A 22,980-nucleotide genomic window follows, 5' to 3' on the forward strand; every position below is an offset into this window, starting at 1 on the left:
TGCAGGCGCATTAGAATCAGCTGTACTGAATAGTTACTTGTATTCTTAATTAAATAACAATTCACGCCTTAATCTACTTATATATAACATATGTGATATATGACACCGGCGCTGAATTGTCCTCCTCACTGTCAAAGTCAAATGTGACCTCGTTGTCCTGCTTGACCGAGTTTAATATATCATCATCACTGACACTATCATCCGCTCCGTTTTCCGTTCCTTCCGTCGCATCGGCTTTTACTGCTTCTGTGCTCTCTGTGGCACTCTCTGTCCCTGTGGTTTGTGATGCAAGCAGGCTGTACTTGTCACCAATCGCAACTGTTTTGTCATCTACAAGCTTTACTTTGTCGACAGATGCATATAATATTTTCCCTTTCACATGCAAATTTGAGCTGCCTTCGTAAACAACGACCTTGTAGCCGGTTTCATCCAGAAACTCAGATGATTCACATTTCTTTGCCTTGCCATCATCTATCGCTGCGAAATCGGTCTTGAAGTCATATCCGGCTGCCAGAGCCTCCGCAATCGTCCCTGAAAAAAGCTTTGTCCCATTGAAATCAGTGTATTCATCGGTTGACGCATAGCTCATGGTAAGAGATGCCTTCTTTTTCTCGACAGTCAGCTTTTTGAGTTTGATCGAACCGTCATTCTTCTTATTGTAGTCGTCTATTGACTTGTCCACATAGCTTTGTAAGTCATCCTGCTTGTATGCAGCTGTATCAAAGTCCTCGACATCTGTAGATACCACACTGCCGTTTTTTGCAACAAACACCGTGCTGTCCTTGGTATAATAATCTGTACCGCACCCGGCAAGCAAACCGCATGTCGCAATAACAGGCAACAGCATTGATAGCTTTTTATTCATAGCTGCCTCCTAAAATATAATCTATGATATTATACCCTTTTGTATATATGATTTCAAGTATCATATTTTAAAGGGCAACGACATGCATAGTATCTATTAATTATTTCATGATTTAATTTCATGCTTTAATTTATCACAGAAAAGCTGCTGATTTAAAATCATGATGCACATAGATTGAAAGATATTCCTTCATTATGCTTCTCAGCTCCTCAAGCACATCGTCTGACACTGCAAATGTGTACAGTTTCGTGATATCAGCTGAAACAATATACTGCATGGTATAAAGTGTATCGCTTAGTATATGCCTGCCCTGTACCTGCGTGCCACAGTTGTCGCAAAACACCCCTCCGCGTCTTGCCGAAAAGACATTAAGTCCTTCCCTTGAATGACAATGTATACACGAAAACAGCGATGGGCCCTCGCCATTTATCGTAATAGCCTTAAGCTCAAAAACAGCCCTTACCAGCTCATTTTTATATGCCGGTGATTCAAGAGCCCGGAGTGATTGATAAAGGAGCTTTAACATATCCTTCTCGTCATTGTTCTCCTGACAAAAATATCCACAGAACTCCAGAAAGTAAAACCCGGTGTATACTGCTTCCAAATCCTGTGTCAGCTCCCTGAAATAGTTGCTGATTGTGACCTTTGAAAGAGAATATGCGCTTTTACCCTCAAACAGCTCAAACTCACCGAACGAAAATGGATTGCTTCCTGCCATAAGCTGGCTGTTTGGACGTCTTGCGCCCCTTGCAAAGGCTGTGATTTTTCCTCGTTCCTTTGTGAGAATCGTTATTCTTTTGTCAAAATCCCCTACCGGCATGGCTGAAAGCACCATACCGGTCAACACTACACTCTGTGACATCTTAATCTTACTTTCAAAATACTATTCTTCCTCTTTGTATCCAAAGTTCTTGATGAGGAAGTCGCTGTCTCTCCAATCCTTCTTTACCTTGACCCATAGCTTCAGATTCACCTTACAGTCAAGCAGTCTTTCCATCTCATATCGCGCATTGGTGCCGATTTTTTTGAGCATGCTGCCCTGCTTTCCTATAATGATCCCCTTATGGGAGTCTCGCTCGCAGACAATTGTGGCATCCATATCTATAATAGAACCACTCTTTGTCTTTCTTGTCTTCATGCGGTCAATTCCTACTGCAATGCCATGCGGCACCTCGTCATTTAGAGCATGGAGCGCTTTTTCCCTGATAATCTCAGCACAGATAGCACGCTCCGGCTGATCTGTGATGGTGTCCTCATCATAGAACTGCGGGCCATAAGGCAAATACTTAAATATAGAATTAATAACATCATCCGTATTCTGCCCTCTTAAGGCTGACGTAGGAATAATCTCTGCAAAGTCGAATACCTTGCGGTAGGTGTCTATATACTCAAGCACCTTTTCCTTTTCCACTGTATCTACCTTGTTGATAATCAATATAACAGGTGTATTAACCTTTTTAAGCTGCTCTATGATATGCTGCTCTCCCGCCCCGATAAAGTTGGTCGGTTCCACAAGCCACAGCACAACATCCACCTCATTTAATGTCTTTTCCGCCACATTGACCATATACTCGCCCAGCTTGTTTTTAGCCTTGTGTATGCCCGGAGTATCAAGGAACACTATCTGTCCCTTTTCCATATCCGTGTATACTGTCTGGATGCGGTTTCTTGTGGTCTGAGGCTTGTTTGATGTGATGGCAATTTTCTGACCGATAAGCCTGTTCATCAGTGTTGACTTGCCCACGTTTGGTCTACCGATTATTGTAACAAAACCCGATTTGAAATTCTGTATCATTTTTCCTCCTATGTGAATCTGTATTTATATAAGCTTTTCAACATTCTCAAAGAGCCCTGCCGACTCTTTAATCATATTTTCATTGCCGATGACACATATACTGTCCTTCTTAAGTACTGCCTCTACAAGGTCTGCAAGCCGTCTGATATCCTCCGGCTGTGCATTTAGTATCTCATTTCTCTCCTTTTGAATCTGCTCGTAGGTAATACCCTCGAGATATGCAGACAGTGATCTGCTACCCTTTGCTTCCGGATTCATAGGCGTATCAAGAGCACTGAAGGTACCGATAATATACTTGGTCATATCCCTCTCATCAGGTGAAAAGTTCTTTATATACTCAGGTATTCTGTCATAGACATCAAGTGTGTCTGACAGATTAGGGTCTCGATATGAGACAAAGTAGCTCTCTCCGCTTCTAAGGAATGTATTCATGCAGCCGTAAGCACCACCCTTTACCCTGACATTTATCCAGAGATAATCATAGCTTAAGATGATACGCAGCAGTCTCAGTGCTCCGGTGTATTCATAGCCCTCGCAGATGAAATCACCTGTTTTTGCCACATACTGTATCTGGGATGCATCAATAAATGCTTCCTTTGCTGTATTAAAATGAACCTCTGCCTGATTGCCTACAGCACTCATTTTATTAAATCCTGCTATAACTTTTTCCAACGAAGGCTTTGCATTGCCGTATGCCTCGTTATTTCCGGTAAAGCTGATAAGCATTCTGTTTCTTGCAAACAGCTTTTTGGCTATTGCAGCAAGCTTATCTGACACACTCTTTGGTGACTCGGAAAGTTCCTTTTCTATGCGGCATATAGAGCGGTAAAAAGCAACTCCCTTTAGCTCGTCCTGATAAAGTGCGTAGCGCGAGAAGCTCGACATGCTTCGCATAGCTGCAACCAGATGACCGGAACTGCTAAGGTTAGCCTGAAGCCTTGCCTTAATCTGCGCTACAAGCTCACCCAGTCTCTTTGTATCTGTAAAATCCGATGAAAGAAGCATCTGCTCCATAAGCTCAAGTGCCTTGTCAAGATTTTTCTCCAACACCTTAAGCTTCACCTCAAACTTAAACACGAAATTATTTCTATCCTTAATATCCGGGTGACTTGCAGTACCTGTGCTGATTCCGCCGGTATATATGTTGGTAGCATTGGCTAAATCGGTATAGCTGTACTTTTCGGTGCTCACCAGCCCGAGTGCGTTTGTAAAGAAGCCAAGATAGCCAAGCTCACTCTGAGCAAAATCACCTGCATCAAATAAAAATGATATATAATCAATGCCGTTTGACTCTATGTCATGACGCACAACCTTTACATCCAAAAGTTCATCCTCAATGTTTGAAAAAGGCATAGCATTCTTTTTCATATCCGCTCTTGTAAGCATTGGAAGCTTGCGCAGGTCCTCATCCGACGAAGGCTCCTCCTGGTATTTCTTTAAATGCTCTGTATCCTCAATCAGCTTTTTAATCTCTTCATCTGAAAGAGATGCCTTGTAATCGGAAAGCTCCTTTGCCAAAGCCTCCTCCCTCTCATTGCCAAGGCCACGCTTCGGCTTTACCGTGACAGATGAACCATGGGTATTGTCAAGCAGATACTCCTGTATAAGCTTTTCAAAATAATCCGTATCTACAGCCTTTCGAAGCTTTGCAAAGGTACCAAGACACTCCAGATGTATAAAAGGCTTCATATCATCAAACAGCCAGCTGTCTAAACAGTTTAATCCAAAAAGAAGACCCTTAGGGAACTGTCCGAAGTCAGCCTCCCTGAATTTGAACTCGCTGCTGTTGATTCCCGCGAGCAATGCTTCTTTATTAATTCCTGTTTTAACAACCTCTTTAAGAGTGTTTTCTATAATACTTTCAAACTCATCTGCCTGAGATGCATTGGCATTCTTTGCCACAAACGAAAATACCGGCTGCAAAATGCCCGCATCGTATGAGCCATACACATCATCACCGATTCCCGCATCTATCAATGCCTGTTTCACCGGTGCTCCCGGTGAGCTGACAAGTGCATAGTCAAGCACATCAAATGCCTGATAGAGCATCTCATCAAGCGTATCCCCTACCACACGGTTATAAGATAGATAAGTCTTATTTTCCTGTGTATCATCCATGGTAATTGAATACTGCGCCTCAACATTCTTTATTTCATCAAATGCAGGCTGTTTATTAATTTCTGAATTAACTTTTTTATAATCATACAGACTCAGATATTCCTTATCCAGCCACTCAAGTCTCTCGACAACATCCATATCACCATACAGATAAATGTATGAATTGGATGGATGATAATACTTGTGATAGAAGTCCAGATATGCTTCATACGTAAGCTTAGGAATATACTCCGGATTACCGCCAGAATCCTTGCTGTAGGTATTGTCCGGAAACAGTGAGCGGTAAATCTGGCTTGAAAGCACCTCATCCGGCGATGAGTATGCTCCCTTCATCTCATTGTACACCACTCCGTTTATCTTAAGCTCATCATCCTTGCCTGTAAGCTCGTAGTGCCAGCCCTCCTGCTTGAAAATCTCCTCGTACTTTGTGATATTCGGATTAAACACTGCATCCAGATACACATCCATGAGATTCTTAAAATCCTGATCATTGCAGCTGGCAACAGGATAAACTGTCTTGTCAGGGTATGTCATGGCATTTAAAAATGTATTGAGCGAGCCCTTTGCCAGCTCAATGAAGGGATCCTTTACCGGGAACTTCTTTGAACCGCAGAGCGTGGTATGTTCAATAATATGCGGTACACCCGTCTCATCCTCCGGCGGAGTCCTGAAGCCTATATAAAATACCTTATTATCATCATTATTTGATAAAATGGCAATCCTTGCACCACTTTTTTTGTGTCTCAGAATGAATCCATCCGACTGGACATCCTCCACTCTGTGCTCATCTAAAATCTCGTATTCAGCCAAATCGTGAATTGTCATCAATTATTCCTCCTAAAATGCGATGATGATAGTATACCACATTTTTACATATTATAGTTAAATTATAAGTATATTTACCACAAAAAATCTGTTAAAGTAATATTCTGCAACACCCGGCTTTAACAGTCAGAGTCTATGCTCCTCTTCTGAATATTAATATCCATCTGTGGAAACGGAATTTCGATGTTATTTTTATCAAATGCTGTTTTAATTTCTTCTGTAAGCTGCCATTTTGTGTTCCAGTAATCCTCGTTCTTCACCCAGATTCTCGCACCGAGCTCTATTGCCGAATCCTGCAGCTCACTCACAAACACATTGCTCGGCTCATCGCGAAGCATCGTATCTGCTGATGTGACAACAGATTCCAGCACACTCTTTGCGAATGCTAAATCTGTGCTGTAGGATACTGTTACTCTCAAATCAAGCATCCTCTTATCCATCATAGATACATTTGTGATACACGAATCAGCAAGCTTTCCGTTTGGTATCATAACCATCTTGTTATCTATTGTCAAAAGCCTTGTATAAAACAGATTTATATCCTTTACAGTGCCCTCTGTACCACTTGAACCGTCAACTATGTAATCGCCCACGCTAAACGGCTTCATCAAAAGAATAAGCACACCTCCTGCGAAATTCGACAGGCTGCCCTGCAATGCCATACCTACAGTAAGTCCGGCAGAGCCAAGAACCGCTATAACAGAGCCTGTCGCCACTCCAAAGCCCGAAAGCAGCGCCATGACAAGAATAAAATACAAAAAGTATTTAATAACATTTGCTAGGAATGATGCCACTGCAGCGTCCATTCTGCTTTTATCAAATCCTTTTTTAATTATTTTTACGACTGATTTAATCACCTTAATACCTATAAGCAGTATCACTATCGCAACAACAAGCTGCACGAGAAAGCTGATAAGCGATGGCATATACTTCTCCAGATATGTCTTTACAATGCCCGGGTTTTCAATAACCTGCTGTACCTCGGTATTTGCAACCGGCACTGATACTTCACCAAGAATTTGTCTGATCATATAATCTCCTATATATCTCTTATATCTTTTATATCTCTTATATTTCTTATATATTTTCTATATTTGTTACTTCCTTATAACCCACTAAATCCCCCATATAAAATATGGGGGATCAGTATTTAAATCAAATATTAATTCACTATTTAATAACTCTCACTCTGAGCACTCCGTCAATGGCAGAAAGCTTCTCAACGGTAGAAGCATCAATAGCTGAATCAAGATCAAGAAGAGAATATGCATAGTCACCCTTGCCCTTGTTTGTCAGATCAGATACATTGATATCAGCCTCTGCAAGAGCTGTTGTAATCTGTCCAATCATACCCTTAACATTCTTGTGAAGGATTCCGACTCTGCCTGAAGCTGTGCATGCACCCATGCTGCAGTCAGGGAAGTTTACTGAATGAACGATATTACCATTCTCTAAGTAATCTCTCAGCTCCTTGACAGCCATAACTGCACAATTGTCCTCTGACTCTGCTGTAGATGCTCCAAGATGAGGTGTTACGATGCAGCCCTTTGCTCCAACAGTTGTGTTGTTGGGGAAATCTGAAACGTACTTCTTAACCTTTCCCTTGGCAAGTGCATCTACCATAGCCTCTTCATCAACAAGAAGATCTCTGGCAAAATTTAATACGATAGCGGTTGGCTTCATCATTGCAATAGCATCAGCGTTTACCATCTTCTTTGTTGAATCAAGAAGAGGTACATGGATTGTGATGAAATCACAGTTCTTGTAGATGTCCTCAACATTGCTGATATGCTTAACGCTTCTTGAAAGGTTCCATGCAGCATTTACTGAGATGTATGGATCATATCCGTAAACATCCATGCCCATATGTACTGCAGCATTTGCAACAAGTACACCGATGGCTCCAAGTCCGATAACACCGAGCTTCTTGCCTGAAATCTCTGTTCCTGCAAAGTTCTTTTTCTGCTTCTCGGCTGTCTTCGCAATATTCTCATCGTTCTGGTTTGCAAGACACCAGTCGATACCTCCAACGATATCTCTTGATGCATAAAGCATTCCGGCAAACACAAGCTCCTTAACACCGTTTGCATTGGCTCCCGGTGTGTTGAATACAACGATTCCCTGCTCGGCACACTTGTCAAGCGGAATATTGTTTACTCCTGCTCCAGCTCTTGCCACAGCAAGCACCTTGTCACCAAGCTCCATGTCATGCATAGCGGCACTTCTTACAAGTGCTGCATCTGCATCCTTAATATCATCAACCTTTTTATAATCGTCAGAGAACAGGTCAAGTCCTACTCCTGCGATTGGGTTTAAGCATGTGTAATTAAACATTATGCATTCTCCTCCTCAAACTTCTTCATAAACTCTACAAGCTTCTCAACGCCCTCTTTTGGCATAGCATTGTAGATAGATGCTCTCATTCCGCCAACTGTACGGTGTCCCTTAAGGTTTACAAATCCGGCTGCAGTTGCCTCCTTTACAAACTTGGCATCAAGCTCTGCATCTCCTGTTACAAACGGAACATTCATGAGTGATCTGTCCTCTTTTCTTACTGTTCCCTTAAAGAGCTTGCTCTGATCAAGGAAATCGTAGAGAATCTTGGCCTTCTCCTCATTTCTCTCCTTCATAACTGAAAGACCGCCCATCTTCTTGAGCCATTTGAATACCTTGCCACAGATATAGATGCCGTAGCATGGTGGTGTATTGTAAAGAGAATCATTATCGGCCTGAGTCTTCCACTTGAGCATGGTTGGTGTGCCCGGTAGACAATCATCTGTGATAAGGTCCTCTCTGATAATTGCTATAACTACTCCGGCAGGTCCTACATTCTTCTGTACTCCGCCATAGATAACAGCATATTTTGATACATCTACAGGCTCTGATAAGAAGCATGAAGATACATCAGCTACAAGGTTCTTTCCCTTTGTGTTTGGAAGCTTCTTGTACTTTGTTCCGTAGATAGTATTGTTCTCGCAAATGTATACATAATCCATATCATCTGTGATTGGTAAATCCGAGCAGTCAGGTATGTATGAGAAGGTCTCATCTGCAGACGAAGCAAGCTCTACGGCGTCTCCGTAAATCTTAGCCTCGGCAAACGCCTTTTTAGCCCACTGACCTGTGATAATGTATCCTGCTTTTTTATTTTTCATAAGGTTCATCGGTACCTCAGCGAAGAACTGTGAAGCACCACCCTGAAGGAAAAGTACCTTGTAATTGTCAGGTATATTCATAAGCTCGCGGAGATCCTTCTCGGCATCCTTGATAATGTCATCAAACCATTTAGATCTGTGGCTCATCTCCATAACCGACATTCCGCTTCCCTTATAATCCATCATCTCTGCTGCTGCTTCCTGCAATACCTCCTCAGGTAAAACTGCAGGTCCTGCTGAAAAATTGTAAACTCTACTCACTCTAATTTCCTCCTTGTGTCGCATTGTAGTCCTCTTCATCGAAAGACTCGTTGATAGGCTTGCCCGGTGCAACCATAGGCCATACCTTGTCATCTGAATCAATGATACAATCGATGACAAACGGTGTCTTGCTCTTTAAGGCATCTGCAAATGCTTTTTCAAATTCTTCCTGGGTCTTAACACGTCGTGCGGTGGCTCCCATTGCTTCTGAAAGCTTTACATAATCCACCCCATCATCGAGTACGGTTGCCGAGTAATGCTTCTCATAAAAAAGAGTCTGCCACTGGCGTACCATTCCAAGTACATGGTTGTTTATTATAACCTCGATAAGAGGAAGCTTTTCTCTTGAAGCTGTTGCAAGCTCGTTCATGTTCATTCTGAAGCATCCGTCACCTGCAATGTTGACTACAGTCCTGTCAGGATTAGCTGTCTGGGCACCGATTGCAGCACCGAGACCGTATCCCATGGTACCAAGACCTCCTGATGTAAGAAGAGTTCTCGGCTTGCTGTATTTGTAATACTGGGCTGCCCACATCTGATGCTGACCGACCTCAGTAACCATTATAGCATTTCCTTTTGTCATTTCATAGATTTTTTCAATAACAAATGGTCCGCTAAGTCCTTCTTTGTGATATGTAAGAGGAAAAGTCTTTGCATATGCAAGCACATGCTCAACCCATGAATTGTGGTCAAGCTGTGTGAGCTTTTTGTTGATGCGTGTAAGTATTTCCTTCACATCGCCTATAACACTCGATGTAACACGGATATTTTTATTAATCTCTGCTGCATCTACATCAAACTGTAATATCTTGGCCTGGTCTGCAAACTTTTTAGGATTGCCAAGCACTCTGTCCGAAAAACGTGTACCAATCGCAATCAAAAGGTCGCACTCTGAAACTCCAAGGTTTGAGGTCTTTGTGCCATGCATACCAAGCATGCCTGTGTAGTTATCACTTGTGCCATCATATGCACCCTTGCCCATGAGCGTATCGCAAACAGGTGCATTCACCTTGTCTACAAATTCCTTAAGCTCTTTGCTTGCTCCGGAGAGAACCACTCCGCCTCCTACAAATATATATGGCTTTTTGGATGCTTTTATGAGTTCAATTGCATTATCAATGTCACTGTCTGTAATTGTTTCTGTCACACGCTCAGGAAGCTTGATTTCCTGCCTGGTGTACTCTACCAGATCTGCCGTAACATTCTTTGGAATATCCACAAGCACAGGACCCGGTCTGCCTTTTCTTGCTATATCGAAGGCTCTGCGTATTGTATCTGCAAGCTTCTCTACATCCTTTACAATAAAGCTGTATTTGGTTACAGGCGTTGTAATTCCGGCAATATCTATCTCCTGAAAGCTGTCCTTTCCAAGTAACGAGACTCCGACATTACATGTGATTGCGACGATTGGAATCGAATCCATGTATGCTGTCGAAATTCCTGTGACCAGATTTGTCGCCCCCGGTCCGCTTGTAGCCAGACAGACGCCAACCTTTCCGGTGCTTCTCGCATAGCCGTCGGCCGCATGGCTTGCTCCCTGCTCATGTGAGGTCAGCACATGCTTAATCTCCGGATGCTTGTAGAGCTCGTCATAGACATTAAGGATGGCTCCTCCCGGATAACCGAATACTGTGTCAACACCCTGTTCTTTTAAGCATTCTATAATAACCTGTGATCCTGTTAACTGCATCTTGTATTCCTCTTTTTCTTATACGAATCCTTTACGATAATAGGTGAAAGCCTTATTCGTACTGAATTTTCTATCAAAATTTATACTACGCGTTCTGCTCGCCCGGAAGTGCAAGGATGGCTCCTCTGTTTCCTGATGTAACAAGTGCTGCGTATCTCTTCAAATAGCCTGTTGTAACCTTCGGCTCCCTTGGCTGCCACTTTGCCTTACGCTCAGCAAGCACCTCGTCTGACACATCGAGCTCAAGCTTCATGTTTGGAATATCAATCTTTATGATATCTCCCTCTTCAACCAGGGCAATCGGTCCGCCTACTGCGGCCTCAGGTGAAACATGACCTATTGAAGCTCCTCTTGAAGCTCCTGAAAAACGTCCGTCTGTGATGAGTGCTACAGAGCTTCCAAGTCCCATTCCGGCAATAGCGGATGTAGGGTTAAGCATCTCTCTCATTCCAGGGCCGCCCTTTGGTCCCTCGTATCTGATGACAACTACATCACCCTCTACGATCTTGCCGCCCTTTATTGCTGCAATTGCATCCTCCTCGCAGTCAAATACTCTTGCAGGGCCTTCATGAACCATCATCTCATCGACAACTGCTGAACGCTTTACTACAGAGCCGTCCGGAGCCAGATTTCCTTTAAGCACTGCCAGTCCTCCGGTCTTTGAATATGGATTGTCTACCGGTCTGATGACCTCAGGGTCTCTATTGACTGCATTCTTTATATTCTCTCCAACTGTCTTTCCTGTAACAGTCATACAATCTGTATTTAAAAGTCCGATATCAGCAAGCTCTTTCATGACAGCCCACACACCGCCGGCCTCGTTTAAGTCCTCCATATATGTAGGGCCTGCCGGGGCAAGGTGGCAGAGATTTGGTGTCCTCTCACTGATTGGATTTGCAAAGCTGATATCAAAATCAAAGCCTATCTCATGAGCGATAGCCGGAAGATGAAGCATAGAGTTTGTAGAGCAGCCGAGTGCCATATCAACTGTGAGTGCGTTCATTATTGCATCCTTTGTGATGATATCTCTCGCCTTGATGCCCTTGTTGTACATATCCATAACAGCCATTCCGGCATGCTTTGCAAGACGTATACGCTCTGAATATACAGCAGGTATTGTTCCGTTTCCGCGAAGTCCCATACCAAGTGCCTCTGTAAGACAGTTCATAGAGTTGGCTGTGTACATTCCCGAACATGAACCACAGGTAGGACATACCTTGTTCTCATACTCACATACATCATCCTCAGTCATAGTACCGGCAGCGTATGAGCCGACAGCCTCAAACATCGATGAAAGACTTCTCTTTCTGCCCTTTACGTGGCCTGCGAGCATTGGTCCGCCTGATACAAATACTGTAGGCAGATTAAGACGTGCAGCCGCCATCAGAAGTCCCGGCACGTTCTTGTCACAGTTTGGGACCATTACAAGTGCATCAAACTGATGAGCGATTGCCATACACTCTGTAGAATCTGCAATCAGATCTCTTGTGACAAGGGAATATTTCATACCCACATGTCCCATTGCAATACCATCGCAGACTGCGATTGCAGGAAATACTACAGGCACTCCTCCTGCCTCTGCAACTCCAAGCTTTACAGCCTCAACGATTTTGTCTATATTCATATGGCCCGGAACAATCTCATTGAATGAGCTTACGATTCCTACCATAGGCTTTTTCATTTCCTCCGGTGTAAAACCAAGAGCATTAAATAAACTTCTTGCCGGTGCCTGCTGCATTCCGGCTCTTGCGTTATCACTTATCATATTTTATCTCCTTATTTATCTCCGACTATTTCTTTGAGTGCTTCATCATTACTACTGTATACTCAACGATCTGCTTATCTATAACCTGTTAGCTGTCTATTATAGGTCATGCAGCTACACACGTTCTGCGATGAGATCCCCCATCTGTGCTGTGCCTACCTGTGTGATACCCTCTGTAGTCTCCCCCGGCTGTGGCATGATGTCGATTGTCCTATAGCCCTCCTTAAGTACCTGCTTTACAGCATCCTCGATTGCCTGTGCTTCCTTGTCCAGATCAAATGAATAGCGAAGCATCATGGCTGCTGAAAGGATTGTTGCGATAGGGTTTGCAATGCCCTTTCCTGCGATATCAGGAGCAGATCCGCCACTTGGCTCGTAAAGTCCGAACTTTGTATCGTTAAGGCTTGCTGATGAAAGCATACCGATTGAGCCTGTCACCATACTTGCTTCATCTGATAAAATATCGCCAAACATATTCTCTGTGAGGATAACATCAAACTGCTTAGGATCCTTCACAAGCTGCATTGCACAGTTATCAACAAGCATATGCTCGTATGTAACCTCCGGATAATCCTTTGCGACCTCCTCGACGATCTTTCTCCATAATCTGGAAGAATCAAGCACATTTGCCTTGTCTACGGATGTGACCTTTTTCCTTCTCTTCATGGCTATATCGAAGCCTCGCTTTGCGATTCTTCTGATTTCATTCTCATTGTATGTCAGTGTATCTGTGGCTGTAACAACTCCGTCCACCTCTTTTGTCTCTCTGGCTCCGAAGTAAAGACCTCCTGTAAGCTCACGCATAATCATCATATCAAAGCCGTCTCCGATGATATCGGCGCGGAGCGGGCATGCTGCAGCAAGCTCCTTGTACAGGTATGCCGGTCTAAGATTTGCAAACAGATTGAGCGACTTTCTAAGCTTTAAAAGTCCTGCCTCCGGACGAAGCTCAGGGGCCAGCTTGTACCATGGTGATGTGGCTGTGTTGCCACCGATAGAACCCATCAGCACCGCATCTGAATCAAGCGCAGTCGCAATAGCCTCATCTGTAAGAGGAACACCTGTAGCATCAATTGAGCAGCCACCCATAAGGATGTCTGTGTAGTTGAAGCTGTGTCCATACTTGTCTGCTATTTTGTCCAATACCTTTTTTGCCTCAGTGACTATCTCCGGTCCGATTCCGTCTCCGGAAATTACACCAACTTTATATTCCATAATTTCTTACCTCTTTTACATAAAAATACATATTCTTATATTAAAGCATTAAAGTAGTTATTTCAATATGCCGGGATATTTTACTTTTTCATGCAATTTATAACTGCAGCTTATAATAACTGCATACTATAATAACAGTTTTTTATTATTATTGCAAGAGATGCGGATAATAAGAAAACCGCCACTTATGTGACGGCTTTACAAATGTGCATTATTTAGCTGAATCCTCTGCTTTCTCAAGGTCAGCGATAGCTGCCTTCTGCATTGGAATACGGCAGTTCTTGTTGTTACCAAACTCAACGATTACAGTATCGTCCTCGATATCGATAACTGTTCCGTAGAATCCACTTGTTGTAAGAACTGTGTCTCCTGTTGCAACCTCATTAAGCATAAGCTCCTTTTTCTTCTGCTCCTTCTTCTGTGGACGGATCATAAGAAAATACATAACTGCGAAAAGTACTACTAACCAGACAATCATTCCAATTGTTCCTGCTGCCTGACCGTTTGCTAAAATTGATGTCATCAATTGTTCCTCCTAAATATTCTATAATTGATGTGTTCTAAGCACTATTACCATAATACACGTTAAACGTGCTAACGGCAAGGATTTTTTATCATTTTCGAGATTTTTTATATTTATCTGCTAGCTCTGCTCTCCCTGTGTCATTCCATAGAGCTTTTCAGCCTTGTATGAGGCAAAACGACCTGCATCAAGCGAATCCCTTATCTCCTCCATCATGTTGTTGTAGAAATACAAATTATGGAGCACGCACAGTCTCATTCCGAGCATCTCCTTTGCCTTTAAAAGATGCCTGATATATGCACGCGAATATGTGCGGCAGGCAGGACAGTTACAGCCCTCCTCAATAGGACGCATATCCTTCTGATACTTCTGGTTGAACAGATTAAGCTTGCCGTGATTCGTGTATACATGTCCGTGACGGCCGTTTCTGCTTGGGTATACACAGTCAAAGAAGTCGATTCCTCTCTCTACGCCCTCAAGTATATTGGCAGGAGTTCCTACTCCCATCAGGTATGTAGGCTTATTAACAGGCAGATGAGGCACTGTTTCATCAAGAATATGGTACATCTCCTCATGGCTCTCTCCTACCGCCAGTCCGCCGACAGCATATCCATCCAGCTCAAGCTCAGAAATGCGCTTTGCATGGTCAATTCTTATATCATCATAAATAGCTCCCTGATTGATGCCGAATAAAAGCTGCTCCTTGTTGATAGTATCCGGTAAGCTGTTTAAGCGTGCCATCTCCTTTTTGCACCTCTCAAGCCAGCGCGCGGTCCTGTTTACAGAGTTTGTCACATACTGTCTGTCTGCAACACTCGATGGGCACTCGTCAAACGCCATAGCTATCGTGGAGCCGAGGTTTGACTGTATCTGCATGCTCTCCTCAGGTCCCATAAATATCTTGGCACCGTCAATATGCGAGTTGAAGTACACACCCTCCTCCTTTATTTTGCGAAGACCTGCCAGTGAAAACACCTGGAATCCGCCGGAATCTGTAAGGATTGGTCTGTCCCACACCATGAATTTGTGCAGTCCGCCAAGCTCTTTAATGATTTTGTCTCCGGTTCTTACATGCAGGTGATATGTATTTGACAGCTCAACCTGACACTTTATCTCCTTTAAATCGTCCGTAGAGACAGCGCCCTTTATCGCACCTACTGTTCCTACATTCATAAATACAGGTGTCTGTATATCTCCATGCACAGTATGGAATGTACCTCTCTTGGCACGTCCCTCTTGTTTTAGTAACTCATATTTAGCCATATTTTCGTTTAATTCTCCTGTTTCTTTTACTTATCGCCATTGCCTACGATTTTTCTGATTAATATTCCGTTGGTCAGCAGTGTGGTATCTATGCAATGTCTCTCAAAAAGTACCTCGCCGTCCTTTGGCACCTCAATATCCTCATCAGAGCAGTTGACTATAACCTCCACATATGTATCCACCCAGCCCATCTTTCTGACTATCCAGAAATCCTTGATGCTCTCTCCAAGCGGATAGTTCATAACCGCATCGAACTCATCTCCACGCAACCACGGAAGAGCATTATGCCATATTTCTCCCAAAATGTAAATATCCGTTTTGACCCTTTAATCACATAATTATACACAAACATAGTTCGAAAGTTATCTAAATAAAATAATATCATAGTTTTCTTGACTATTCAACTTGCTATTAATTATAATGTATTTATTATCGTAACTATTCGAGTCACATTGAAAACCAAAAATGCTGTTTACATGCAAGCATGATGTATCATTTTTTGTTCTCAGAGGTTTAAATAGTTACCCATTATTATAATAAGGAGACCATCATGGCAGGTTCATCATACGGAAATATTTTTAAGGTAACAACATGGGGAGAATCACACGGAAAGGGCTTAGGTGTCGTTGTGGACGGCGTTCCTGCGGGGCTTGAGCTGTGTGAGGAGGATATTCAGATATTCTTAAACAGAAGAAAGCCGGGACAGTCCAAGTTCACTACTCCACGCAAGGAGGATGATACGGTTGAAATTCTCTCCGGTGTGTTTGAGGGAAAGACTACAGGTACACCTGTTTCTATGGTTGTGTGGAATAAAAACCAGAAATCAAAGGATTACAGTGAGATTGCTTCATACTATCGTCCGGGACATGCTGACTTTTGCTTTGATGAGAAATACGGCTTCAGAGACTACAGAGGCGGAGGTCGTTCTTCGGGACGCGAGACAATAGGCCGTGTTGCAGCAGGTGCTATCGCTGTAAAGATGCTCTCGAGCCTTGGCATAAAATTTCTTACATACACCAGATCAATAGGTCCTGTTACAATTAATGAGGTTAATTTTGATGCCCATGAGATTTACAACAATTCACTTTATATGCCTGATTCCGATGCAGCACAAAAGGCTTCTGAATATCTGGATGAATGCCTTAAATCACTCAATTCCTCAGGCGGTGTGTGTGAATGTGTAATCACAGGTCTTCCTGTCGGGCTCGGTGATCCTGTATTCGAGAAAATTGATGCCAATCTGGCAAAAGCTATTATGTCTATCGGAGCTGTAAAGGGCTTCGAAATCGGCGATGGCTTTGATGCAGCAAAGGCAACCGGACTTACAAACAATGATGCCTTTATTATGATGGATGGCGCTGTTTCAAAAGAGACAAATCACTCCGGTGGTACTCTCGGCGGCATGACAGACGGCTCACCGCTTATTTTCAGAGCTGCCATAAAGCCTACTCCTTCAATCGCAGCTACACAGCACACTGTAAATAAATCCGGTGAAGATATAGAGATTTCCATCAAGGGACGTCATGACCCGATTATCGTGCCACGTGCTGTTGTTGTTGTTGAAGCTATGGCTGCAATTACTATTGCGGATGCACTGCTTATGAATATGGGGGCACGCATGGACCGCATCACAGATTTTTATAAAAAATTATAACTTTGTCCTATAGTAAAAAGCATCTATCCGGTTTTCCAGACAGATGCTTTTTATCTATTTCATTGGAACAATCTGTAATGTTTTTCCTAGTGAATTCAAAATATATTTTAGAATATATTTCCAAGAAGCAGCGGATTTAACAACATATACTGCGCATTCGTCACCCCAAAAGCCACAAGCGCCAGTGGCAGCACAATAAAAAGGATGCATGATATAATCACAGACATGCCGCTTCTTAAGTATTTAAACATTGCAAAAACAAACAGGCTGACCAGTAATCCCCCTATAAAGCGCATCAGCATTATGATAAGTATATACTGCCCTACCGATATATTCTGCGAAACACGCCACAGATGCTCCATACTTGCCGCCGGAGCATTAAGCCCCTGCGTGCCATATGCCGAAAGCACATTGCACAGCCGCACAATATATACAAGTGCAAATGCTGTGACAGCGCCTAAAAAACCAAGTATGCATTTGATTCCCATATGCTGTTTCCTGCCACGGCGGGTAGTCCTTAAAAGACGGATTTCATGGTTTGCATAATCCGCTCCACATATACCGCAGGCTATTGCTATTAGGAGAATAACATACACAAATGCCTGTGCTGTATCACGGTTTTTGAAGTCTGTTCTGTCGGTAAGGATATCATAGCCCTTTTCAAAAAACAGCCAGCCCTCTTTTAACGTCTTAAGATAATCCACATGTGCTGTAAGCTTGTTGAATGCCTCCTGTCTGCTCAGTTCATCCTTGTACTTTATATTGATATAGCTTTCACTCTTCCCCTGCTCCATATCGTAAGCAATGTTATCTGACAGTCTGTCGTATTTTGCTCTTTCTTCATCCAGAAGCTCATTGGTTTTGGCAGTTAAAGGTCCATAATATTTGTCCATATATTCCTTGTAATACACCTCATCAACCGAGTCATATGAAAGCTTCTCTGCCGGATTCCACCATACCACAAAAAGAGCTGCTGCAATCAAAATAAGTAACACTTTTCCCGGAACAAGTGCCTTATAGCATTCGTGCAAAAATAAAGATGTATGGCAGCCTGTATTTTTACCGCAGGCAAAGCCGGGCAGTAAAAGCAGCTTCTTTTCATGCACCGAATTGAGATAATTTGTAACCGCAAAAATACATACAGCTATACACACAAGCCAGAACAAGCCATACAATACCCCGGTATTAATCGGATATCCAAACAGATTGATATTGACATAATCAGAAAAAAGTCTGCCTGTCCTGACTCCATACATGATATTTATGTACTTAAGGAAGGCTAGGAAGCTGGTTCCTGATATCGTTGTGTAGCAGATAGCCTCAATAACCACTGTCACTGCAGAAACAACGAACACAAATATAATATTGTCAAGCGCTGCGCATATCAGCATAAAAAACATGCCAAGCAATATAAAGCTTATTATTTTCACAGGAAAATAGCATGCCAGAAATTGTCCTATACTAAGCTTAAACGGACTGCCATAGTACAGATAAACACTTTGAAGCGGACTTTTCAGATTTATCGGATTGTAAAAGCACATGCTTATGACTGCATTGATGCCATACAACAGTAATGTGATAAGAATGACCGCCATAATCATCACAAATGACTTTGACGCCATAAGCTGCCTTCTGCCCCTTGCAGTTGTTCTAAGCAATGCAAGCTGGTTCTCGCTTTTTTCATAAAACACAAGATTGAGCGCAATGATAAAAAGCATAATCACAGCCACATAGTCGGTAAGCTCATTGTCTGTAATATTCAAAAGTCCCGATGCATCAATAACCTCAGGCACTGTACCTTTAAGCTTACTGTAGACTCTGCTCGTTTTAGCAGCATTTTTCTCTGCGAAGCCTCCATTGCCGGAAAACTTATTCATAATCGAAATCTCGTCAGCCTTTTCATTTACAGAGTCGAGATACTCATCATAAGACAGACATGCTCCTACTTCCTTGTATACCCTGCTGCACAGACTAATCCTGCCGTAAGTTTCTGCCGTCATCTGCCTTTGTTCAATTTCCGGCAAAACCTCCTCACGGCTGTAATTGCTTATTTCGCCATACAGCGCGCTGTAGTCCTTATCTGTATACCCATCATCATTTACGGTATTCATGGTATACAGTCCAAGAACAGGATTAAGAACAAGCAAAAACAAAAGAATAAGCACTGTTCTTTTAGTCAATAGTTTACATATTTCGTTTTTTACTATATCCATTTTCAGTCCCCATTAAGATACAAATACAAGTCCTCAAGATTTGGCCGCACAGCCTCCTTCTGCCATCTGCCATCATACGAATCGGCAATAATGCGGGCTATGACACCGTCTGCATCCCTTGAAATATTGCTCACCTTATATCCGGTGTTCACCTCATCTATCTCATTATCCGATAAAAAAATATTCCATACCTTTCCATCCAGCTCATTAAGCAGCTTTGACGGAGAACCACTCCTTATTATTTTACCGTTGCTTAACATAACTATCTCTTTAGCGATAAACTCTACATCCGTAACCACATGAGTCGCAATAATAACGATCTTGTCCTTTGCAACCTCTGATATCAGATTACGGATTCTGATTCTCTCCTTTGGGTCAAGCCCCGCCGTCGGCTCATCCAGTATAAGGATGCCGGGATTGCCTATAAGTGCCTGTGCTATCAGTGCTCTCTGCTTCATTCCACCCGAAAAAGCTCCAAGCTTCTTTCCAAGGACATCATCAAGCTTTACCATGCGCACATAGTGCTCTATATCTTTACCGGCTTCACTCTTTTTTAACCCTTTCAGGGATGCCATAAAGTAAAGAAAACGCCTAAGACTAAGCTCCGGATATATATTCTGCTGCTGCGGCATATATCCGAGAAGCTTCCTGTATTCACTTCCAAGCTCGTCTATGCCCCTTCCGTCAAGCAGCACACGGCCTTTTGATGGAGTCAGATTGTCAGAAATGAGATTCATCATAGTTGATTTACCGGCTCCATTAGGTCCCAAAAGCCCATATATGCCGGGTGTAAATGAAAAAGACACATCATCCAGCGCAGTTTTATCCTTATAAACTTTTGTAAGCCCCTCCAATTCAAGTGTCATTGTTTATATTCCTCCCACTGGTTTCTTACACTGTCAAGATAGCTGTCCATTCCATCTGCTGTAAGCTTTTGTACGGCACCGTCTAAAGTATCATCTACAGTGGCACCATGCAGTCCTGTCATGAAATCATCTAAATCTGTTGAAATACTGCCCATATTCTTAGTATCCGGTTCGAAGCCGATAAACGGAGACAATGTGGCATTGTCATAAAAGTCAAAAAACTCCTTCTTACGATTGTCCACATATTTCTCGTTCTTTGTCGGATAAACATTCACGAAAAGATTAAGACTAAGCTTCGTCAGATAGTCATCATCCAGACTGCCTCCATCACAAGCTTCTGCAATGCCATCTTTAAGCTTATAATCCTTATCTTTTTCACCGTACAAAAGGATATTGCCGTACTTTTCATCTCCATATAACAGACTAAGGAAATCCATCACAGCAGAAGCATCCTTTGCTTTCTTTGCTACACCGATGGAGCTGTTTATCCTTGATGAAAGGTAAGTCTTTACTTCCTTTACCGTGATATTGTCCTTTTTGAAATTTTCATCCACGCTACCGACACATAAAGCAGCCGCAAAATTGCCTGCCTTGATATTTTTTAATATCTGAGCATCATTCAGCCCCGGATTGTTGAGATATGTTATCTCATTTGTCAAATCATCAGACATATAGCCGTCTTTCTTCATCCGGTCAAGCACCCTCAGATACCCGGTAAATTTCTGTGACTCTAAAGGATTTCCAACAGACATAGTATCATAGTCGAAGCAGAGCCCGTTTCTTATCTCACAGCCAAGCATATCATCAAATCTATATCCGTTTATGAGATACTCGAACCTCGGAGTATCACTTTTATCCCATTTAACCCCCTGAAGTATCTGATATATTCCGTCTATGCTGCCATCCCATGCACTTATCGCATCGTCAGAAACGTAATCCCTGTTGAAGGCTGCATAAACTACTCCCTCACCACTTGCAAGTGCTGACGGAATCGAATAAATATGCTTATCGCATTTAACCATCTCCCAAAGATTCTTTGGAAAAGCCTCATAAAGTGTTTTTCCTTTATCGCCTGATAAGATATCATCAAGATTCAGGACCAGATCCGAGCGTACCAGATCATACACCGGATTATTTCCGGCAGCATCACCGAAACCCAGGAATGCTATATCTGTTTTACCGTTTTCCAAGGCTCCCTCAACAGCCTGTCCGTAATTGTCATAGGACAAGGTTTTGATTTCGAGCTCATAATCATGTCCGTCCGCAGCAAGTGCATCGTTGAACTTCTTTAGATTATTCTTATCAATCTTACAAATATCAGGTATAGCAAACGTTATAACCTGCGCATCTGAATTTCTTTTGTTCTCTGATTCTTCTTTATCAGCTTTATCCGACTTTTTTGTTTTATCAGCCGACTCTGTCCGGCCTTCGCTGACAGCTCCGGCATTATCCGTTTTTCTGTTAAGGCAGACTGCCGCCACTGCTATAACAACAATGACTGCTACTGCAACCGCTATCAAAATACCCTTTTTCTTACTATTCTTCATCATCAAAACACCTCAATTCCTTTGGTTCAAATACTCCCTTGTTCAATTCATCAAGACTTATTACCCCAAGGCACAACTTTCCGTTATCATTTGTATATGTGACATATACCGACTGACCGCATATGCTTGCAATGCTAAATGCCTTTTCAGTAGACAGCTTCATCAGTTCTTCACTCTTATCATCCTTCAAGCGATAATATGTCACTTCATCACTTTTTTCTTCAGAAAGGGCATAATATAAAAAGTCTCCGCTCTTTTTTAATGGTCCATATTGTGTTTTTCCATCCGCATCTATCGGAAGCTGTCTTGTCTGTCTGCTTTCGGTGTCAAACACAAAATATCCATCCTTTGACGAATAATAACCATCGCCATCTAACAGCCTAAGATCGTTAATATGGTCTATTTCCGTCAGACATGTTGTCTTTTCATCTGCTATATCATATTGATATATTCCATTAAGCATATTATCATAAGCAAAAGACTCCGCATCATCTGACGCTCCCTCCTCTATCATCAGCTCTGTAACATCATCTCCAAACCGCACAGTCGAATAGTACACTACTTCGTCTTCATAATATATGTCCGTAATATTTGCCTGTTCGCTTGTTATCTTATCACTCATATACACCTTGTAATTATCGAGATCTATAACAAAAATACCGGCTTCAGGCTTATCATCATTTACAATCTGTCCTTCATCATTAAGCTCTATTCTGTTACTGTAAGCTCCTATAACATAATTATCCCTGTACAAAACAGCCGTAACATTCTGAACATTCTCTAATTTGGCTGCTTTTTTACGATTCTCACCGTTTGAGTCCATAACATACAGATATTGAACTGTCATATCTTCATCCGACATATTTCCTACATAATAAAGATGGTCATTGTAAAGCACCGTTCCGGCTCCTTCTAAACCATAAAAAGCTGCAGGACATGAGGGCTTCTCATTGGAGCCCGAGAATCCTTCATGTGTGCAGTTGGGCTTATCGCAATAGACCATGTCCTTGCCTGATGCCGTATCGATGAGATGCAGTATTCCGGAATCATCAAGATACAGTACATTGTCTTCTGAATAATTACATCGTACATCTCCAGAGCCATATGTGTACATTGTATTGGATGTACTGCGGTTTCTATTCTTTATTATAAAAACCGCAGTCACAATACAGATGATAAGTATGAAGATGATTGATGCGATTAATATGCGTTTTTTCTTCATAGT

Annotated in this window: 18 protein-coding genes; 1 reads left to right on the forward strand and 17 read right to left on the reverse strand. The window is 42.4% G+C overall.

Features of this window, described 5'->3' with window-relative positions:
• Nucleotides 1-73: 73 nt before the first annotated feature.
• The 13 genes from EUBREC_RS08420 to EUBREC_RS08480 form a co-directional block, all read right to left on the reverse strand.
• Nucleotides 74-865, reverse strand: coding sequence for a hypothetical protein (locus EUBREC_RS08420; RefSeq protein ID WP_012742710.1), 792 nt, complete (start codon nt 863-865; stop codon nt 74-76).
• Nucleotides 866-998: 133 nt separating this feature from the next.
• Nucleotides 999-1,727, reverse strand: coding sequence for a DNA repair protein RecO (gene recO / locus EUBREC_RS08425; RefSeq protein WP_012742711.1), 729 nt, complete (start codon nt 1,725-1,727; stop codon nt 999-1,001).
• A gap of 21 nt (nt 1,728-1,748) precedes the next feature.
• A complete protein-coding gene (gene era / locus EUBREC_RS08430) occupies nt 1,749-2,660 on the reverse strand; it encodes a GTPase Era (RefSeq protein WP_012742712.1) in 912 nt (303 codons plus the stop codon).
• A gap of 24 nt (nt 2,661-2,684) precedes the next feature.
• Entirely contained in the window at nt 2,685-5,603 is a 2,919-nt protein-coding gene (locus EUBREC_RS08435; protein WP_012742713.1) for an insulinase family protein, read from the reverse strand.
• A 119-nt stretch (nt 5,604-5,722) separates the two neighbouring features.
• A complete protein-coding gene (locus EUBREC_RS08440) occupies nt 5,723-6,634 on the reverse strand; it encodes a mechanosensitive ion channel family protein (RefSeq protein ID WP_012742714.1) in 912 nt (303 codons plus the stop codon).
• A 139-nt stretch (nt 6,635-6,773) separates the two neighbouring features.
• Complete coding sequence (locus EUBREC_RS08445; RefSeq protein ID WP_012742715.1) at nt 6,774-7,937, reverse strand: phosphoglycerate dehydrogenase; 1,164 nt, start codon at nt 7,935-7,937, stop codon at nt 6,774-6,776.
• A complete protein-coding gene (serC, locus tag EUBREC_RS08450; RefSeq protein WP_041254065.1) occupies nt 7,937-9,019 on the reverse strand; it encodes a 3-phosphoserine/phosphohydroxythreonine transaminase in 1,083 nt (360 codons plus the stop codon). Before serC ends, EUBREC_RS08445 begins: the two co-directional genes overlap by 1 nt.
• A 1-nt stretch (nt 9,020) precedes the next feature.
• Nucleotides 9,021-10,709, reverse strand: a complete 1,689-nt coding sequence (gene ilvB / locus EUBREC_RS08455) for a biosynthetic-type acetolactate synthase large subunit (RefSeq protein WP_012742717.1) — start codon at nt 10,707-10,709, stop codon at nt 9,021-9,023.
• 85 nt (nt 10,710-10,794) lie between these two features.
• A complete protein-coding gene (gene ilvD, locus EUBREC_RS08460) occupies nt 10,795-12,474 on the reverse strand; it encodes a dihydroxy-acid dehydratase (protein WP_012742718.1) in 1,680 nt (559 codons plus the stop codon).
• Between the two features lie 114 nt (nt 12,475-12,588).
• On the reverse strand, nt 12,589-13,689 hold the full coding sequence (gene leuB / locus EUBREC_RS08465; RefSeq protein WP_012742719.1) for a 3-isopropylmalate dehydrogenase: 1,101 nt from the start codon (nt 13,687-13,689) through the stop codon (nt 12,589-12,591).
• A 211-nt stretch (nt 13,690-13,900) separates the two neighbouring features.
• Nucleotides 13,901-14,212 (reverse strand): preprotein translocase subunit YajC, encoded by a 312-nt coding sequence (yajC, locus tag EUBREC_RS08470; RefSeq protein ID WP_012742720.1) that lies wholly within the window; start codon nt 14,210-14,212, stop codon nt 13,901-13,903.
• A gap of 120 nt (nt 14,213-14,332) precedes the next feature.
• On the reverse strand, nt 14,333-15,475 hold the full coding sequence (gene tgt / locus EUBREC_RS08475; protein WP_012742721.1) for a tRNA guanosine(34) transglycosylase Tgt: 1,143 nt from the start codon (nt 15,473-15,475) through the stop codon (nt 14,333-14,335).
• Nucleotides 15,476-15,501: 26 nt separating this feature from the next.
• Nucleotides 15,502-15,777, reverse strand: a complete 276-nt coding sequence (locus EUBREC_RS08480; RefSeq protein WP_012742722.1) for a neopullulanase — start codon at nt 15,775-15,777, stop codon at nt 15,502-15,504.
• 248 nt (nt 15,778-16,025) lie between these two features.
• Between EUBREC_RS08480 and aroC the strand changes: the two genes are divergently transcribed.
• Nucleotides 16,026-17,129, forward strand: coding sequence for a chorismate synthase (gene aroC / locus EUBREC_RS08485; RefSeq protein WP_012742723.1), 1,104 nt, complete (start codon nt 16,026-16,028; stop codon nt 17,127-17,129).
• Between the two features lie 107 nt (nt 17,130-17,236).
• Here the strand turns inward: aroC and EUBREC_RS08490 are convergent, their stop codons facing one another.
• The 4 genes from EUBREC_RS08490 to EUBREC_RS08505 are packed head-to-tail and all read right to left on the reverse strand — an operon-like array spanning nt 17,237 to nt 22,977.
• Complete coding sequence (locus tag EUBREC_RS08490) at nt 17,237-19,342, reverse strand: ABC transporter permease (protein ID WP_012742724.1); 2,106 nt, start codon at nt 19,340-19,342, stop codon at nt 17,237-17,239.
• Nucleotides 19,343-19,344: 2 nt separating this feature from the next.
• Nucleotides 19,345-20,208 (reverse strand): ATP-binding cassette domain-containing protein, encoded by an 864-nt coding sequence (locus EUBREC_RS08495; protein ID WP_012742725.1) that lies wholly within the window; start codon nt 20,206-20,208, stop codon nt 19,345-19,347.
• On the reverse strand, nt 20,205-21,758 hold the full coding sequence (locus EUBREC_RS08500) for an extracellular solute-binding protein (RefSeq protein ID WP_012742726.1): 1,554 nt from the start codon (nt 21,756-21,758) through the stop codon (nt 20,205-20,207). Before EUBREC_RS08500 ends, EUBREC_RS08495 begins: the two co-directional genes overlap by 4 nt.
• Nucleotides 21,745-22,977 carry a hypothetical protein gene (locus EUBREC_RS08505; protein WP_012742727.1) on the reverse strand — a complete coding sequence of 411 codons (1,233 nt, stop codon included), beginning with the start codon at nt 22,975-22,977 and terminating at the stop codon, nt 21,745-21,747. Before EUBREC_RS08505 ends, EUBREC_RS08500 begins: the two co-directional genes overlap by 14 nt.
• Nucleotides 22,978-22,980 lie beyond the last annotated feature (3 nt).

Origin of the sequence: Agathobacter rectalis ATCC 33656, from assembly GCF_000020605.1 — a bacterium.
Taxonomy (GTDB): Bacteria; Bacillota; Clostridia; order Lachnospirales; family Lachnospiraceae; genus Roseburia; species Roseburia rectalis.